The organism is Streptomyces prasinopilosus, from assembly GCF_001419695.1.
GTDB classification, from domain to species: domain Bacteria; phylum Actinomycetota; class Actinomycetes; order Streptomycetales; family Streptomycetaceae; genus Streptomyces; species Streptomyces prasinopilosus.
In genome coordinates, this window is record NZ_LIRG01000037.1 from 1 (window position 1) to 16,224 (window position 16,224).

Sequence of the window (16,224 nt, forward strand, 5' to 3'; positions counted from 1 at the left end):
GCAAGGGCGAGTACGACATCCCCGACGTCCCGCACGCCATCCGCCTGACCGCGTCCGGCACCTTCCTGCACGGCAACTACTGGGCCGACGAGGACGTCTTCGGCGACACCAACGTCAGTCACGGGTGCGTGGGCCTGCGCGACGTGAAGGGCGGCGGCGCGGACACCCCGGCGGGCTGGTTCTTCGACCGCAGTCTCATCGGCGACGTCGTCGAGGTGGTCAACAGCAAGGACCGGAAGGTCGCCCCGGACAACGGCCTCGGCGGCTGGAACATGTCCTGGGAGAAGTGGACGGAGGGCAGCGCCGTGAGGTGACCCCGACGCCTCCCGGCACCCTCACGCGCGGATGCCCGAAAGGGCCTTCCGGTTGTCTCCCGCAGCCGTCGGAGTTTGGAACGGAACGGTGACACACCGACCCCCTCCAACCCTTCTGGCCTGTGGTTACTATGCGCCGAGGCGCGCGAGGAGCGTGCGGGGCGCGGGCCGGGGCAGGCCCGCCGAGGGGAGAGAACAAGTGAACGTGGGGCCGATATCGGGGGCGTCGGTTGACGCGCGGAGGCGGGGCGGCAGGAGGCTCGCCGCGCTGGCACTCGGGGTGGTGCTGGCGGTCACGGCGTGCGGCGGCGGGGGGACCGGCCCGGACTCCGGGTCCGGGCCGGGCGGCGGCAAGGTCGAGGCCTCCCCCGCGGCGCAGAGCAAGCAGTCCGAAGCGGTCATCGGCATAGCGCCCGAGGACGGTGCCGAGTCCGTCGAGACCAGCGGCGCGCTCGAGGTCGAGGCGGCCGAGGGCAAGCTGACCGAGGTCGTCGTCAAGGACCCGGACGGCAGGAAGGTCGACGGGGAGATATCCGGCGACGGCGCCCGCTGGACGCCGTCGACCCACCTGGCCGCCTCCACCGAGTACACCGTGCACGCGGTCGCCAAGGACTCCGCCGGCCGCACCGCCGCCGAGGACTCCAGTTTCACCACGCTGACCCCGAAGAACACCTTCATCGGCCACTTCACCCCCGAGGACGGTTCCGAGGTCGGCGTCGGAATGCCGTTCTCGCTCCGCTTCACCCGGGGCATCACCAGCCCCGAGGACGTCGAGAAGGCCATCCGCATCACGACCGAGCCGCCCGTCGAGGTCGAGGGCCACTGGTTCGGCAACGACCGCCTCGACTTCCGCCCCGAGAAGTACTGGAAGGCCGGCACCGAGGTCACCGTCGACCTCAACCTCGACGGCGTCGAGGGCCGCCCCGGCGTCTACGGCGAGCAGTCCAAGAAGGTCTCCTTCACCATCGGCCGCAACCAGGTCTCCGTCGTCGACGCCAAGAAGCTCACCATGAAGGTGCAGCGGGACGGCAAGACGATCAAGACCATCCCGGTCACCACCGGCGCCCCCGGCACCGAGACGTGGAACGGCCAGATGGTCGTCACCGAGCGGCTCAAGGTCACCCGGATGAACGGGGAGACGGTCGGCTTCGGCGGCGAGTACGACATCAAGGACGTCCCGCACGCCATGCGCCTGAGCACCTCGGGCACCTTCATCCACGGCAACTACTGGGGCGGCGACGCCTTCGGCAACTACAACGCCAGCCACGGCTGCATCGGCCTGCGCGACACCCGCGGCGGCTGGGACAGGAAAGCACCGGGCGCCTGGTTCTTCGAGAACACCATGATCGGGGACGTGGTCGTCGTGAAGAACTCCAACGACGGCACCATCGCCCCGGACAACGGCCTCAACGGCTGGAACATGTCCTGGGAGAAGTGGAAGGCCTGACCGCGCGAAACGCACGAGGTACGCGGCCCCGGTGTGAGGTACGGCACCGGGGCCGCGGCCGTTAGTCACCGTTAACCTGCTGTCATGACCGTACATCTCGAAGTCGCCGAGGGCGTCGGCACGCTGCGCCTGGACCGCCCGCCCATGAACGCGCTGGACGTCGCCACGCAGGACCGGCTGAAGGAGCTCGCCGAGGAGATCACGCGCCGCGAGGACGTGCGCGCCGTGGTGATCTTCGGCGGCGAGAAGGTGTTCGCGGCGGGCGCGGACATCAAGGAGATGCAGGCCATGGACCACACCGCGATGGTCCTGCGCGCCCGCGCCCTGCAGGACTCCTTCACGGCGGTGGCCCGCATCCCCAAACCGGTGGTGGCGGCGGTGACCGGTTACGCGCTCGGCGGCGGTTGCGAGCTCGCGCTCTGCGCGGACTTCCGCATCGCCGGGGAGAACGCCAAGCTGGGCCAGCCCGAGATCCTGCTCGGCCTGATCCCGGGGGCCGGCGGCACCCAGCGCCTGGCCCGCCTCATCGGTCCGTCCAGGGCGAAGGACCTCATCTTCACGGGCCGTCAGGTGAAGGCGGACGAGGCGCTCGCGCTGGGCCTGGTGGACCGGGTGGTGCCCGCCGCCGAGGTCTACGAGCAGGCGCACGCGTGGGCCGCGAAGCTCGCCAAGGGGCCCGCGATCGCTCTGCGCGCGGCCAAGGAGGCGGTCGACACCGGTCTGGAGACCGACATCGACACCGGCCTCGCCGTCGAGCGCAACTGGTTCGCGGGCCTGTTCGCCACCGAGGACCGCGAGCGGGGGATGCGCAGCTTCGTGGAGGACGGCCCCGGCAAGGCGAAGTTCCTCTGAACACCCCTCCGGGGGACCGCGGGGGACGCGACGTCCGATCCGGGTCCCCCGGCGGGGCGGTCCACGGGAGCCTCGGCGCGCCCTCGGGTCCGCCGCGTCGGGGGAGCCCGTCGTTCCCGTGCGGCGAACCGTTTCCGCAGGCCGTACGGGCCCCCGGTGCTCCCGAGGCGTCATAGGCATATGCCGAGGGCCTGACCTGCGGCGGGGGCGTGCAGGGGGCGCATTCCGACGGAACGGTCCCGGGCGTCCCGCGGGACGTCCATGATGGGGGCATGGCGGGGCTGGACGGCAGGGAGCAGCCGCGGGGAGACGGGCGTGCGACCGCGTCGCGCTGGTCGCCGACGGTCGAGGACGAACACGCGCGGAAGGCGCTGGAGCTGTTCGGCGATCCGTCACGGGCCGAGGTCCTGCTGCCGTCCCGCCCGGAGTCCGCGGCCGTCGCCCGCCGGCTCACCCAGGTCGTGGTCCTGCGTCACTGGGGCCTCGGGGCGGCGCACACCGAGGACGCCGTCCTCCTTGTCTCCGAGCTCGTCGGCAACGCGGTGCGTCACACCGGGGCCCGTGCCTTCGGTCTCCGGCTGCTCCGCCGCCCCCGCTGGATCCGCGTGGAGGTCCGCGACCCGTCCCGCAGCCTGCCCTGCCTCATGCCGGTCCACGAACTGGACGTCAGCGGGCGCGGCCTCTTCCTCGTCGACACCCTCGCCGGCCGCTGGGGCGTCGACCTCCTGCCCCGGGGCAAGACGACCTGGTTCGCCCTGCGCGTCGCCGACCGCTGAACGGACCTTCCCCCTGCCTCCCGCCCCCGGCTTCCGTCTCCTGCCCCGGGAGCAGCCGTCCTCGGGCGACGCCCGCCCACTCCTCGAGGGCGGCCCGGTCGGGGAAGTCGGCGAGGTCGGTGTCCACGGGATCGTCGGTGTACCGGTGGAAGCGCCACGTCGCCTCGACGCGGGGCTCGCCCGCGGTGACGTGGTCGGCGATCCACAGTCCGTCGCCCGCGCAGGACGTGGTGTCGGCGTTCCGCCAGAAGTCCCGGTTGCGGTACAGGATCACCCGGTGCTCCGGGCGCAGTACGCCGTCCGCCCGTCACGTACCGGCCGCCCGGCGCGGGCGCACCGGCCCGGGGAGGACGCGGGTCGACGTGCGCCGGCACCCGGGGCGCGGTGACCTCGGGCACGGGGCGGAACCGGCCGGGGGTGCGGTCCGGCGGGCCAGGGGGCGGTGACGACGACCGGCCGGGCGGAGCCAGCCGGGTGGGGCCGGAGCCGGCCGGGCGGCGTCACCCGGCCCGCCTCACCCGTCGCACCAGCCGTGGGTCTTGCCGAACTGCAGCAGCCCGCGGCGGGCCTGGAGGATCTGCTCGCCGGTCAGCGTGGGCGCGGCGGACAGCAGGACCTCCGTGACCTCCTGCAGGTACTCCTCGGCGGTGAGCACGTCGCACAGCGGGTCCTCGCCGTCCGGCTGCCGGCCCGCACCGGCGGAGGACACCGGACCGGCCCCCTGGGCCAGCCGCACGCCCGAGGCCTTCAGCCCCCGGTCGCCCTCCTCGATCTCGAACTCCACGGTGACCCCGGGACGCAGCTGATGCTCCGGGATCCGCACGTCGTTGACGTGGAGGAAGACGTCCTCCCCGCCGTGCTCCGGAGCGATGAACCCGTAACCCCGTACGGCGTCGAACCGCACCACACGACCAGCGACCATGGTTTCCAACCCCCAACGGAACACCGGACCCCGGACCCGGGCCCCATGCCCGGGACGGAACCCGACCAGCCAGGCCAACATACGCCGTCCGCCGCGCGCCGGCGCCTCAGCACTCGATGATGTTCACCGCGAGTCCGCCCCGCGCCGTCTCCTTGTACTTGACGGACATGTCGGCGCCGGTGTCCTTCATGGTCTTGATGACCTTGTCCAGGGACACCTTGTGCGAGCCGTCGCCGCGCAGCGCCATCCGCGCGGCGGTGACCGCCTTCACCGCGGCCATGCCGTTGCGCTCGATGCACGGGATCTGGACCAGGCCGCCGACCGGGTCGCAGGTCAGGCCGAGGTTGTGCTCCATGCCGATCTCGGCGGCGTTCTCGACCTGTTCCGGTGAGCCGCCCATCACCTCGGCGAGGGCGCCCGCCGCCATCGAGCAGGCGGAGCCGACCTCGCCCTGGCAGCCGACCTCGGCGCCGGAGATGGACGCGTTCTCCTTGAACAGCATGCCGATCGCACCGGCCGCCAGCAGGAAGCGGACCACGCCGTCCTCGTCGGCGCCGGGGACGAAGTTCATGTAGTAGTGCAGGACGGCGGGGATGATGCCGGCCGCGCCGTTGGTCGGGGCGGTGACGACCCGGCCGCCCCCGGCGTTCTCCTCGTTCACGGCCATCGCGTAGAGCGTGATCCACTCCATGGCGAGGGCCGGCGCGTCGCCCTCCGCGCGCAGCTTGCGCGCCGTGTTCGCGGCGCGCCGGCGCACCTTCAGGCCGCCCGGCAGGATGCCCTCGCGGGACATGCCGCGCGCCACGCACGCCTGCATCACCCGCCAGATCTCCAGCAGGCCCTCGCGGACCTCCTCCTCGGTGCGCCAGGCGCACTCGTTCTCCAGCATCAGCGCGGAGATGGACAGGCCCGTCTCCCGGGTCAGGCGCAGCAGCTCGTCACCCGTGCGGAACGGGTACTTCAGGACCGTGTCGTCGAGCTTGATGCGGTCCGCGCCCACCGCGTCCTCGTCGACGACGAAACCGCCGCCCACCGAGTAGTACGTCTTCGCGAGCACCTCGGCGCCGGACGCGTCGTACGCCCACAGGGTCATGCCGTTCGCGTGGTACGGAAGCGTCTTGCGGCGGTGCAGCACCAGGTCGTCGTCGAAGGAGAACGCGACCTCGTGCGTGCCGAGCAGGCTCAGGCGGCCCGAGTCCCTGATCCTCTCCACCCGTTCGTCGGCGGTCTCCACGTCCACCGTGCGGGGCGAGGCGCCCTCCAGGCCGAGCAGCACCGCCTTGGGCGTGCCGTGCCCGTGGCCGGTGGCGCCGAGCGACCCGTACAGCTCCGCGCGGACCGAGGCGACCGTTTCCAGCAGCTCCTCGTGGCGCAGCCGCCGGGCGAACATGCGGGCGGCCCGCATCGGGCCGACCGTGTGCGAGCTGGACGGCCCGATGCCGATCGAGAACAGGTCGAAGACCGAGAGGGCCACGGAAGGACTCCTAGGGGTTCGGCGGACGCCGCTGTCCGCCGGGGGTGGTTCGCGGTGGTACGGATGCGGGGAACGGGACGATGTGTGCGAGGGGGGCACGATGCGGGGCATCGCACCCACTGACCAGTGTGCGCGATGCCCCGGAGGCTCGTACGAATCAAAGCGTACGAAATTACTTCAGACCGGGGTACAGCGGATGCTTCTCCGCGAGGGCCGTCACCCGGGCCCGCAGCGCCCCGGCGTCGTAGGACGGCTTCAGCGCCTCGGCGATCACGTCCGCCACCTCGGTGAAGTCCTCGGCGCCGAAACCGCGGGTGGCCAGGGCGGGCGTACCGATGCGCAGCCCCGAGGTGACCATCGGCGGCCGCGGGTCGTTCGGCACCGCGTTGCGGTTGACGGTGATGCCGACCTCGTGGAGCCGGTCCTCCGCCTGCTGCCCGTCCAGCTCGGACGCGCGCAGGTCGACCAGGACCAGGTGCACGTCCGTACCGCCGGAGAGCACGTCCACGCCCACCGCCCGGGCGTCGTCCCGCGTCAGGCGCTCGGCCAGGATGCGGGAGCCCTCCAGGGTGCGGCGCTGGCGGTCCTTGAACTCCTCGGACGCGGCGACCTTGAAGGCCACCGCCTTGGCCGCGACCACGTGCTCCAGCGGGCCGCCCTGCTGACCGGGGAAGACCGCGGAGTTGATCTTCTTGGCCAGTTCGGCCGTGGAGAGGATCACCCCGCCGCGCGGGCCGCCGAGGGTCTTGTGCGTGGTCGTGGTGACGACGTGGGCGTGCGGTACCGGGTTCGGGTGCAGACCCGCCGCGACCAGACCGGCGAAGTGCGCCATGTCGACCATCAGGTACGCGCCGACCTCGTCCGCGATCCGGCGGAACTCGGCGAAGTCCAGCTGCCGCGGGTACGCCGACCAGCCGGCGACGATCAGCTTCGGCCTGCTCTCCTTGGCCAGCCGCTCGACTTCGGCCATGTCGACCCGGCCGTCGTCGCCGACGTGGTAGGCGACCACGTCGTAGAGCTTGCCGGAGAAGTTGATCTTCATGCCGTGGGTCAGGTGCCCGCCGTGCGCGAGGTTCAGGCCCATGATCGTGTCGCCGGGCTTGAGCAGCGCGAACATCGCGGCGGCGTTGGCCTGCGCGCCCGAGTGCGGCTGCACGTTGGCGTGCTCGGCGCCGAACAGCTCCTTGACCCGGTCGATGGCGATCTGCTCGATCACGTCGACGTGCTCGCAGCCGCCGTAGTAGCGGCGGCCGGGGTAGCCCTCGGCGTACTTGTTGGTGAGGACCGTGCCCTGGGCCTCCATGACCGCGACCGGGGCGAAGTTCTCCGAGGCGATCATCTCGAGGGTGGACTGCTGGCGGTGCAGCTCGGCGTCGATCGCCGCGGCGACGTCCGGGTCGAGCTCGTGCAGCGGGGTGTTCAGATGCGACATGGGGCTACGGCCTCCTCAGCCCTGGATGAAGGCGTCGTACTCGGCGGCGGAGAGCAGGTCGGCCGGCTCGTCGGTGACGCGCACCTTGAACAGCCAGCCGCCCTCGAAGGGGGCCGAGTTCACCAGCGACGGGTCGCTGACCACGTCCTCGTTGACCTCGGTGACCTCGCCGGTGACCGGGCAGTACAGGTCGCTGACCGACTTGGTCGACTCCAGTTCGCCGCAGGTCTCGCCCGCGGTCACGGTGTCGCCGGCCTCGGGGAGCTGGACGAACACGACGTCGCCGAGCGCGTTGGCCGCGTGCTCGGTGATGCCGATGACCGACACACCGTCCTCGGCGGCCGACAGCCACTCGTGCTCCTTGCTGTAACGCAGCTGCTGGGGGTTGCTCATGACCTGGATTCTCCTGTACGCGGTGGACTTGCTGATGACTCGGAAACTACGGGAAGGACGGGACGCGCGCGTGAACGGGCACGACCCGTCCCGCTCACCGGGGCGAGACCCCACGGACACCGGAAGCACCGGAGGCCCGGGCACCGGCCCGGACGCCGGCGCGGGAGGGACCGGGGAACCGCCCCGGAACCGTCCCCGCCGTCCGCGGCGGCGCTACTTCTGCCGCTTGTAGAACGGCAGCGCCACGACCTCGTACGGCTCGTGGCTGCCGCGGATGTCCACGGCGACCCCCGCCGTGCCCGGCACCGCGTACGCCCCGTCGACGTACGCCATCGCGATCGGCCGGCCCAGCGTCGGGGACGGCGCACCGGAGGTGACCTCACCGATCACCTCGCCGCCCGCGACCACCGCGTACCCGGCGCGCGGGACCCGGCGGCCCTCGGCGACCAGGCCGACCAGGGTGCGGGGCGGGGTCCGCTCGGCGCGGGCGGCGGCCTCGGCCAAGGCGGCGCGGCCCACGAAGTCGCCCTCCTTCTCGAACTTCACCACCCGGCCGAACCCGGCGTCGAACGGGGTCAGGGAGGCGCTCAGCTCGTTGCCGTACAGCGGCATGCCGGCCTCCAGACGCAGCGTGTCCCGGCAGGACAGCCCGCACGGGACCAGGCCCGCGCCCTCGCCCGCCTTCGTCAGCGCCTGCCACAGCTCCACCGCGTGCTCCGGCTTCACGAACAGCTCGAAGCCGTCCTCACCGGTGTAGCCGGTACGGGCGATGAGGGCGGGGACGCCCGCGACCGTGCCGGGCTGCCCGGCGTAGTACTTCAGGCCCTCGAGGTCGGCGTCGGTGAGGGACTGCAGGATGCCGGAGGACTCGGGGCCCTGCACCGCGAGCAGCGCGTACGCGTCGCGGTCGTCCCGCACCTCGGCGTCGAAGCCGGCCGACCGCTCCACGAGCGCGTCCAGCACCACCTGGGCGTTGGAGGCGTTCGCGACGACCAGGTACCGCGGGGACCCGGCCCCGGTGTCGTCGAGCCGGTAGACGATCAGGTCGTCCAGGATGCCGCCGTCCTCGCCGCAGATCATGGTGTAGCGGGCGCGGCCGGTCTTGACGGTCCCGATGTTGCCGACCAGCGCGTGGTCGAGGAACCGGGAGGCCTGCGGGCCGGTGACGGTGATCTCACCCATGTGGGAGAGGTCGAACAGACCGGCCCTCGTCCGCACGGCGTTGTGCTCGTCGCGTTCGGAGCCGTAGCGCAGGGGCATGTCCCAGCCGGCGAAGTCGGTCATCGTGGCACCGAGCGAACGATGCAGGGCGTCGAGCGCGGTCCGGCGGAGTTCGGTACTGCTCATCGGTCGGTCTCCCAGGGCAGGACAGGCGAGGGCTTTCCTCCCCATCTGTCATCGGAACCTGAGAGGTTCGCCATGACCGCCCGCGCAGGGGACGACCACGGCTTGCACCTTGGGTGGGGCCACCGGCGACGCGCGCGGGGCCCGCTTTTCAGATGTGCCTCGCCCACGCGGTAACGGTGCCTGAGAGATTCAAGGGAGGGACTTGCTCCTTCGGCGCCCCGGCGGCAACGGTGCCGGGGACTCTCCCGCGCGGATTCGAACGGCCGGTATGCAGTTGACGCGCTCATCATTGCACGCATCGCGGGAGTGCGGCAGGGGGACCCTTGTGGGAGGAGCACAGGGTGTCCGGGTGTTCGCGGGCGGCTGTGACAGGCCCGTGGCGCGGAAGAGACGGAAACCGCGGGCACCCGGCGTTACCGTCTCTTTACACTCGGCGGGGAGGGGTTCCGGTACCTGGTCACAGGGCAGGACGGCCCCAGGGGAGGACACACACGGTGGACAAGGCCGCGGCGTACGCCGCCACCACGGGCGTCGCGCCGCCCGAGCAGCAGGCACCGGCGGCCCGGGAGGCGTGCGGCACCCCGCCCGCGCCCGCCGTCCGCGACCTGCGCGAGCGCGTCGGCCGCAGCCCGCACGCGCTGCTCTTCGGCCCCCGCGACCTCGTCGTGGTCACCGGACTGCCCGGCAGCGGCAAGTCCACCCTCATGCGCCGCACGGTGCGCGGCACCCGCATCGACTCGCAGGACACCCGCGACCGCTGGGACCGCGGCACGCCGCGCCTCCTGCCGTACGCGGTGTACCGGCCCCTGGTCCGCCTCGCCCACTACGCCGGACTGCGGCGCGCCCTGCGCACCGGCGAGGGGGTCGTCGTCCACGACTGCGGCACGCAAGCCTGGGTGCGCCGCTGGCTGGCCCGGGAGGCCCGCCGCCGGGGCGCGGACCTGCACCTGCTGCTGCTCGACGTCCCCCCGGAGCAGGCCCTGGACGGCCAGCGCGCGCGCGGCCGCGGGGTCTCCCGGTACGCCTTCCGGCGCCACCGCACCGCCGTCGACCGGCTGCTGGCCTCCGTGACGCGCGGCGACCTGCCCGCGGGCTGCGGCTCGGTCGTCCTGGCCGACCGCGACGCGGCGAACACCCTGCACCGCATCGACTTCACGGACCGGGCCGCGCACTGATCCACGGACCGGCGGCCGTACGGGCCGACCGCCGGGCCCGGCAGCGGTTAGCCTTTCAGCCACAGCAGTGGTTCCAGGCAGGCGGTAGGCAGATGGACTTCCCGGCGGGCTTCTCCGCGGACTTCCCGGCACAGACGCACCTCCATCCGCACGGCGGATGGCCCGGCAACGAGCTGGAGGAGGTGCTCTCCGCGGCCCTCGGCGTCCCCTCGGGCGACGGCCGGATCATCGAGGTGCTGGGCCGGAGCCACGTGTGGATACCGCTGCCCGAGGGCGGCGGACCGGACAGCGGCTCGCTGGACCTGCCCACGATGGAGATCGAGGGCCAGGCGTACGTCCCGGTCTTCAGCTCCGAGGAGCAGTTCCGACAGGTCGTCGGCTCCCACATGTCGTTCACCGTCGCGCCCGCGGTGGAGTTCGCGCGCGGTCTGCCGCCGCAGGCCGGGATCGCCGTGAACCCCGGGGGAGTGGTCGGCGTCCCGCTGCCGCCGCCCGCCGTCGCCGCCCTGTGCCGTGCCGGACGCGGCCCGCTCGACGGCCCCGCGAGCGGCGGCCGGGTCAAGCTGTTCGAACCCGACTGGCAGGACGACCCGGTGGCCTTCCTCGCCGCGGCCGCCGCGGAGTTCGAGGCCCTCGGCGTCGTCGCCACCGCCCGCCGCTGCCTCGCCGAGATCGAGACGGCCGACCCGGTGCTGTTCGTCGGCGTCGAACTGTCCCCCGCCGAACTGACCCGCACGGAGGGCGACCTGAGGGCCGCGCCGATCGACGCGCTGGGCCGCGCCCTGGGCCGCGAACCGGTGAAGTGGCCCGTCAACCTGGTCCTCCTGGACGTGGCCCAGGACCCGGTCGGCCAGTGGATGCGCGACCGCGTCCGCCCCTTCTACCAGTGGACGCGCTGAACGGGCCGCGGCACCGCGGGAGCACGGCCGCGCACCGGCGGAGTCCCTCCGGGCCGGGTGGCGCTTAAGCTAGGTTCATCGGTTCGGGCGAGGGCGTTGTACGGGTGGTACGGAGGGGCGATACAAAGTGAGCGCAGGCACCGCGGCGGCCGGGCAGGTCGAGCACATGCTGCGCCAGGTGACACCGGGGCGTTACGACGCCTACGAGGCGTTGCTGCGCGCGCTCGCGACCCCCTCCTCCGGACACGTCTGGATGCTGCTGTGGCAGGGCCGGGCGGGTTCCCCGGACGCCCAGTACGGGAACATGGAGGTCGACGGCTTCGGCTACGCGCCCTGCGTGACCTCCGCCCAGGAGCTGTCCGCCAGTGGCTGGAACCGCTCCTACGAGGTCGTCGACGGCGTCGATGCCGCCCGCGCCCTCTACCCCGACCACTACGGACTCTGGCTCAATCCGCACGCCCCCGGCGGCGGCCTCGGCATCCCCTGGCTCGATCTGCGCAGGCTCGCCACCGGTCTCGACCGCCAGCCCGCCGGCCCCCTGCGGCTGTCCGAACCCGCCATCGAGATCCCGCAGTTCTACGCCCTGCTCGCGCAGAACGCGCACCGCACCCCCGCCGTCCGCTCACTGCGCCGCGCCTGGGTGCAGCCGTCGCTGGGCGCCCCGTACCTCGCCATCGGCCTCGACGTGTACGACACGTCGCCGCCGGCCGTGGACGCGGTGCGCGCGATGATGCGGCAGTCCCTCGGCGCGGTCCCGGACGGGCTCCCGGTGTCGACCGTCGCGATGTCCGACGAGCACGACCCGGTCGCGATGTGGCTGCGCGCCAACGCCCGCCCGTTCTACGACCGCGAGGCCCACGGGGCCGTCGTGCCCCCCGCCCCGGGCTCCGGCCACCCGCCCGCGCACCAGCGCTGACCGGGCCGGATGCGGGAGGGGCGGCCGCGACCGGGCACCGGCCGCGGTCGTCCGCGCTGACTCAGCGTGACGGTGTCCACGGAGTGAGACGGGGTGCCGGAGGGGGGCGGGTCGCCTCGGTGCCGGACACCGGTTCGTGACGGGTTTTCAGCCATGTGCGCTCCGCTGTCACCGGTTGACCGCCCGTCACCTGCGGTTTCACCCGTCCTTCACGCCGCCCGGAGCTTCCCGGAGGCGCGTGCGGGGGGAGTTGAATGTATCGGGACGGTTAATTCCTGACGGAGGGACGCCTGAAGCGCCCCTTATGTCAACTGTTCAGATCTCAGGTAGGTATCACCGCTATCCGGACTGTTCTCGACTCGCTGTGAACGTCTGTAGTGTTCGGCCGGTCAAGATGCATCCACATAGCGGACCCGGAGTGGCCCCAATATGCGCATATCCAAGTCCCGAGCCGCTCGGGCGATCACGGCCGCGGTGGCGGTCACGCTGATCGCCACGGGCTGCTCCAGCGAACGGGACAGTGACAACAAGAGCGACGGCGAGAAGGACACCTTCGTCTTCGCCGGTGCCGGTGACCCGGGCTCCCTGGACCCTGCCCTCGCGAGCGACGGTGAAACCTTCCGCGTGACGCGTCAGGCGTTCGAGGCCCTGCTCGAGCACGAGTCGGGCGGCAGCGAGCTCGTCGGCGGCCTCGCCGAGAAGTGGTCCAGCAACGACAAGGGCACCGTCTGGACCTTCGACCTCCGCAAGGGCGTGAAGTTCCACGACGGCGAGGCGTTCAACGCCGCGGCCGTCTGCGCGAACTACGACCACTGGTTCAACTGGACGGGCACCTACCAGTCCAGCGCGGTCTCCTACTACTGGCAGACCATCATGGGCGGCTTCGCGAAGAACGAGGACAAGGAAACGCCCGAGGCGAACTACAAGTCCTGCACCGCGAAGGACGAGAACACCGCCGTCATCGAGGTCAAGAAGCCCTCCGCCAACCTCCCCGGCGGCTTCTCCCTCAACGCCCTGGCGATCCACTCGCCGAAGGCGATCGAGGCGTACAAGAAGCAGGACGCCTCCGCCAAGGGCGACGCCATCACGTACCCCAAGTACAGCCAGGAGGCTGGCACGGTCGCCGGTACCGGCCCGTACAAGATCACGAAGTGGAACAAGGGGAACAAGGAAGTCTCCCTCGAGCGCTTCGACGACTACTGGGGCGACAAGGCGAAGGTCAAGAACCTGGTCTTCCGCACCATCGACACCGAAGAGGGCCGCCGCCAGGCGCTCCAGGCCGGTGACATCGACGGCTACGACCTCGTCGCGCCGGCCGACGTCAAGACCCTCGAGGACCAGGGCTACGTCGTCCCGACCCGCGGTGTCTTCAACCTCTTCTACGTGGGCATGAGCCAGCAGGCCAACCCCGCGCTCAAGAAGAAGGAAGTCCGCCAGGCCATCGCGCACTCCATCGACCGCGAGAACCTGGTCAAGACCCAGCTGCCCGAGGGCGGCAAGGTCGCCGACCAGTTCATGCCCGACACGGTCGAGGGCTACTCCAAGAACGTCAAGCAGTACCCGTACGACACCGACCAGGCCAAGAAGCTCCTCAAGAAGGCCGGCCAGGAGAAGCTGAAGGTCGACTTCTGCTACCCGACCGAGGTCACCCGCCCGTACATGCCTGCCCCGCAGGACCTGTTCGAGCTGATGAAGGACGACCTGGAGAAGTCCGGCATCACCGTCACGCCGAAGGCGATGAAGTGGGCCCCGGACTACCTGGACGCCACCGAGTCCGGCTCCTGCGACCTGCACATGCTCGGCTGGACCGGTGACTTCAACGACGGCTTCAACTTCATCGGCACCTGGTTCGCCGGGTACGACAAGCAGTGGGGCTTCAAGGACAAGAAGGTCTTCGACGCCGTGAACGCCGGCTCCAAGCTCGGCAACCACGACGAGCGCGTGGCCGCGTACACCAAGGCCAACGAGGTCATCATGGACTACCTGCCCGGTGTCCCGGTCTCGTCGTCCCCGCCGGCCATCGCCTTCGCCAAGAACGTGAACCCGCCGAACGTCTCCCCGCTGACGCAGGAAATCTTCGCCGAGGCCTCGTTCAAGTAGGCGCGCAGTAGTCACCCAAGCACGAGGGGTCCGCCCGGCCGTCGCAACTCGTCGGCCGGGCGGGTCCGTTCAGGCAACACATCACGTAAGAAAGGGGCATGCGGGGTGCTGCGTCTCGTCGTACGAAGACTGCTCCAGCTCATACCCACGCTGCTCGGTCTGTCGGTTCTGCTCTTCCTGTGGCTCGACCGGCTGCCCGGCGGACCCGCCTCAGCGATCCTGGGGGAAAAGGCCACCGAGGCCGAAGTAATCCGCATCAACCGCGCACTCGGGCTGGACCAGCCCGTGTACGTCCAGTACTGGCGCTTCCTCAAGCGCATCGCCGAACTCGACCTGGGCACCTCGACCCAGACCGGACAGCCGGTGTGGGACGAGTTCGTCCTGCGCTTCCCCGCCACGGTGGAACTGGCTCTCCTCGGGATCCTCATCGCCGTGGCCGTCGGCATCCCGCTCGGCTACCTCGCCGCCCGCCACCGCGGTGGCTGGCTCGACGTCACCGCGGTCTCCGGATCGCTCGTCGGCATCTGCATCCCGGTCTTCTTCCTGGCCCTGATCCTCAAGCAGATCTTCGCCGTCGAGCTCGGGATCTTCCCCAGCTACGGCCGCCAGGACACCGGCATCGACGCCACGAGCGTGACCGGGTTCGCCGTCCTGGACGGCGTCCTCACCGGGGAACTCGACGCCGCCTGGGACGCGATCATGCACCTGGTCCTCCCCGCCGTCGCCCTGGCCTCCATCCCGCTCGCCGTCATCGTGCGCATGACCCGCGCCAGCGTCCTCGAGGTGCAGGACGAGGACTACGTCCGCACCGCCGAGGCCAAGGGCCTCAAGCGGAGCGTCGTCCGCGGCCGGCACGTGCTGCGCAACGCGATGCTCCCCGTGGTGACCGCGGTCGGCCTGCTCACCGGCTCCCTGCTGTCCGGCGCCGTCCTGACCGAGTCCGTGTTCTCCTTCGGAGGCATCGGCTCCTTCATCCGGACCGCGATCGACGGCCGTGACTACCCCGTGCTCGTCGGGTTCATCATGTTCATCGCGCTGGTGTATGTCCTGATCAACCTGCTGGTGGACGTGGCGTACAGCCTCATCGACCCGAGAGTGCGGGTGTACTGACGTGAGTGTCGCCACCAAGACCGAAAAGATCCAGCGGCTCGCGGAGCTGACCGCGACCAAGGAGACCGGCACCGGCGCCAGCCTGTGGCGTGAGGCGTTCCGCCGCCTCAAGCGCAGCAAGATGGCGATCATCGGCGCGGTCGTCATCTCCCTGTTCGTCGTCCTCGCGATCGTCGGGCCCTACCTCGCGCCGCACGCCGCGACCGCCCAGACCTGGCGGAACGAGGTCTTCCCCAACCGGGGCGAGTTCGTCGGCCCGCGCGGCGAGAACTGGTTCGGACTCGACCACCTCGGCCGGGACATGTTCTCCCGCATGCTGATCGGCGCCCGCCAGACGCTGCTCGTCGGTGTCGTCGCCACGCTGATCGGCCTGGTCATCGGCTTCCTGATCGGCGGTCTCTCCGGAGCCGCCGCCACCCTCGGGGGCGACGCCGGAAGGCGCGTCGACTCCGTCATCATGCGCTTCATCGACATGATGCTGGCGATGCCCTCGCTGCTGCTGGCCGTGTCCATCGCCGCCGTCATGGGCCAGTCCCTGACCACCGTGATGATCGCCGTGGGTGTCGTCCAGATCCCGGTGTTCGCCCGGCTGCTGCGCGGCTCCATGCTGGCGCAGGGCGGCGCGGACTACGTGCTCGCCGCCAAGTCCCTGGGCGTGCGCAAGCGGCGCATCGTGGTCTCGCAGATCATCCCCAACTCGCTCAGCCCGGTGATCGTGCAGGCCACGCTCTCCCTGGCCACCGCGATCATCGAGGCGGCCGCCCTGTCCTACCTGGGCCTGGGCAACCCCGACCCGGCCGTCCCCGAATGGGGCGTCATGCTCACCCAGGCGCAGCGCTTCTTCGACAACGCGCCGCTGATGGCGGTCTACCCCGCCGTCGGCATCATCATCACCGCCCTCGGCTTCACCCTCCTCGGCGAGGCCATGCGGGAAGCCCTCGACCCGAAGCTGAGGGGCTGAACCACCATGTCTCTGCTCACTGTCGACGAACTGACCGTCACCTTCGGCGGCCGCGGCCGCAAGGAGTCCCGGGCGGTCGACGGCGTCTCCTTCGAGGTCGACCAGG

At 71.2% G+C, this 16,224-nt stretch carries 15 protein-coding genes, 2 pseudogenes and 2 riboswitches; of the genes and pseudogenes, 11 read left to right on the forward strand and 6 right to left on the reverse strand.

Annotated elements, in window-relative coordinates; genetic code table 11:
• The 4 genes from AOK18_RS02390 to AOK18_RS02405 all read left to right on the forward strand — a co-directional run.
• A partial coding sequence (locus AOK18_RS02390; RefSeq protein WP_167738640.1) for a L,D-transpeptidase occupies window positions 1-314 on the forward strand: 314 nt, incomplete at its 5' end.
• A gap of 199 nt (window positions 315-513) precedes the next feature.
• The gene (locus tag AOK18_RS02395) at window positions 514-1,761 is read left to right on the forward strand and encodes a L,D-transpeptidase (RefSeq protein WP_079039747.1); all 1,248 of its coding nucleotides are present in this window, start codon (window positions 514-516) and stop codon (window positions 1,759-1,761) included.
• 84 nt (window positions 1,762-1,845) lie between these two features.
• Window positions 1,846-2,613, forward strand: coding sequence for an enoyl-CoA hydratase/isomerase family protein (locus tag AOK18_RS02400; RefSeq protein WP_055572275.1), 768 nt, complete (start codon window positions 1,846-1,848; stop codon window positions 2,611-2,613).
• A 272-nt stretch (window positions 2,614-2,885) separates the two neighbouring features.
• Complete coding sequence (locus AOK18_RS02405) at window positions 2,886-3,389, forward strand: ATP-binding protein (protein WP_055571202.1); 504 nt, start codon at window positions 2,886-2,888, stop codon at window positions 3,387-3,389.
• Window positions 3,390-3,462: 73 nt separating this feature from the next.
• On the opposite strand, the pseudogene AOK18_RS33860 reads toward AOK18_RS02405, so the two are convergent.
• The 6 genes and pseudogenes from AOK18_RS33860 to gcvT all read right to left on the reverse strand — a co-directional run.
• Window positions 3,463-3,681, reverse strand: a pseudogene (locus AOK18_RS33860) (muramidase); the annotation flags it as partial.
• A 222-nt stretch (window positions 3,682-3,903) separates the two neighbouring features.
• Window positions 3,904-4,311, reverse strand: coding sequence for a cold-shock protein (locus AOK18_RS02410; RefSeq protein ID WP_055571203.1), 408 nt, complete (start codon window positions 4,309-4,311; stop codon window positions 3,904-3,906).
• A gap of 106 nt (window positions 4,312-4,417) precedes the next feature.
• Window positions 4,418-5,785 carry an L-serine ammonia-lyase gene (locus AOK18_RS02415; RefSeq protein WP_055571204.1) on the reverse strand — a complete coding sequence of 456 codons (1,368 nt, stop codon included), beginning with the start codon at window positions 5,783-5,785 and terminating at the stop codon, window positions 4,418-4,420.
• Between the two features lie 172 nt (window positions 5,786-5,957).
• Window positions 5,958-7,217, reverse strand: coding sequence for a serine hydroxymethyltransferase (glyA, locus tag AOK18_RS02420; protein ID WP_055693170.1), 1,260 nt, complete (start codon window positions 7,215-7,217; stop codon window positions 5,958-5,960).
• A gap of 15 nt (window positions 7,218-7,232) precedes the next feature.
• Window positions 7,233-7,610, reverse strand: a complete 378-nt coding sequence (gcvH, locus tag AOK18_RS02425; protein WP_055571206.1) for a glycine cleavage system protein GcvH — start codon at window positions 7,608-7,610, stop codon at window positions 7,233-7,235.
• 213 nt (window positions 7,611-7,823) lie between these two features.
• Window positions 7,824-8,957 (reverse strand): glycine cleavage system aminomethyltransferase GcvT, encoded by a 1,134-nt coding sequence (gene gcvT / locus AOK18_RS02430; protein ID WP_055571207.1) that lies wholly within the window; start codon window positions 8,955-8,957, stop codon window positions 7,824-7,826.
• 35 nt (window positions 8,958-8,992) lie between these two features.
• Window positions 8,993-9,115, reverse strand: a riboswitch (glycine riboswitch).
• A riboswitch (glycine riboswitch) is annotated at window positions 9,116-9,215 on the reverse strand.
• A 236-nt stretch (window positions 9,216-9,451) separates the two neighbouring features.
• Between gcvT and AOK18_RS02435 the strand changes: the two genes are divergently transcribed.
• The 7 genes and pseudogenes from AOK18_RS02435 to AOK18_RS33865 form a co-directional block, all read left to right on the forward strand.
• On the forward strand, window positions 9,452-10,132 hold the full coding sequence (locus AOK18_RS02435; protein ID WP_055693171.1) for an AAA family ATPase: 681 nt from the start codon (window positions 9,452-9,454) through the stop codon (window positions 10,130-10,132).
• 92 nt (window positions 10,133-10,224) lie between these two features.
• Window positions 10,225-11,031, forward strand: coding sequence for an enhanced serine sensitivity protein SseB (locus AOK18_RS02440; RefSeq protein ID WP_055693172.1), 807 nt, complete (start codon window positions 10,225-10,227; stop codon window positions 11,029-11,031).
• 166 nt (window positions 11,032-11,197) lie between these two features.
• Window positions 11,198-11,947 (forward strand): enhanced serine sensitivity protein SseB C-terminal domain-containing protein, encoded by a 750-nt coding sequence (locus AOK18_RS02445; protein WP_055693173.1) that lies wholly within the window; start codon window positions 11,198-11,200, stop codon window positions 11,945-11,947.
• A gap of 429 nt (window positions 11,948-12,376) precedes the next feature.
• The gene (locus tag AOK18_RS02450; RefSeq protein WP_055571210.1) at window positions 12,377-14,047 is read left to right on the forward strand and encodes an ABC transporter substrate-binding protein; all 1,671 of its coding nucleotides are present in this window, start codon (window positions 12,377-12,379) and stop codon (window positions 14,045-14,047) included.
• A 105-nt stretch (window positions 14,048-14,152) separates the two neighbouring features.
• Window positions 14,153-15,157 carry an ABC transporter permease gene (locus tag AOK18_RS02455; protein ID WP_055571211.1) on the forward strand — a complete coding sequence of 335 codons (1,005 nt, stop codon included), beginning with the start codon at window positions 14,153-14,155 and terminating at the stop codon, window positions 15,155-15,157.
• A 1-nt stretch (window position 15,158) separates the two neighbouring features.
• Window positions 15,159-16,118 (forward strand): ABC transporter permease, encoded by a 960-nt coding sequence (locus AOK18_RS02460; RefSeq protein WP_055571212.1) that lies wholly within the window; start codon window positions 15,159-15,161, stop codon window positions 16,116-16,118.
• Between the two features lie 6 nt (window positions 16,119-16,124).
• A pseudogene (locus AOK18_RS33865) lies at window positions 16,125-16,224 on the forward strand (ABC transporter ATP-binding protein); the annotation flags it as partial.

Coding starts and splice junctions, on each gene's coding strand:
- AOK18_RS02400 (WP_055572275.1), top strand. CDS start 1,846: ATGACCGTACATCTCGAAGTCGCCGAGGGCGTCGGCACGCTGCGCCTG.
- AOK18_RS02405 (WP_055571202.1), top strand. CDS start 2,886: ATGGCGGGGCTGGACGGCAGGGAGCAGCCGCGGGGAGACGGGCGTGCG.
- AOK18_RS02410 (WP_055571203.1), bottom strand. CDS start 4,311: ATGGTCGCTGGTCGTGTGGTGCGGTTCGACGCCGTACGGGGTTACGGG.
- glyA (WP_055693170.1), bottom strand. CDS start 7,217: ATGTCGCATCTGAACACCCCGCTGCACGAGCTCGACCCGGACGTCGCC.
- gcvH (WP_055571206.1), bottom strand. CDS start 7,610: ATGAGCAACCCCCAGCAGCTGCGTTACAGCAAGGAGCACGAGTGGCTG.
- gcvT (WP_055571207.1), bottom strand. CDS start 8,957: ATGAGCAGTACCGAACTCCGCCGGACCGCGCTCGACGCCCTGCATCGT.
- AOK18_RS02440 (WP_055693172.1), top strand. CDS start 10,225: ATGGACTTCCCGGCGGGCTTCTCCGCGGACTTCCCGGCACAGACGCAC.
- AOK18_RS02445 (WP_055693173.1), top strand. CDS start 11,198: ATGCTGCGCCAGGTGACACCGGGGCGTTACGACGCCTACGAGGCGTTG.
- AOK18_RS02450 (WP_055571210.1), top strand. CDS start 12,377: ATGCGCATATCCAAGTCCCGAGCCGCTCGGGCGATCACGGCCGCGGTG.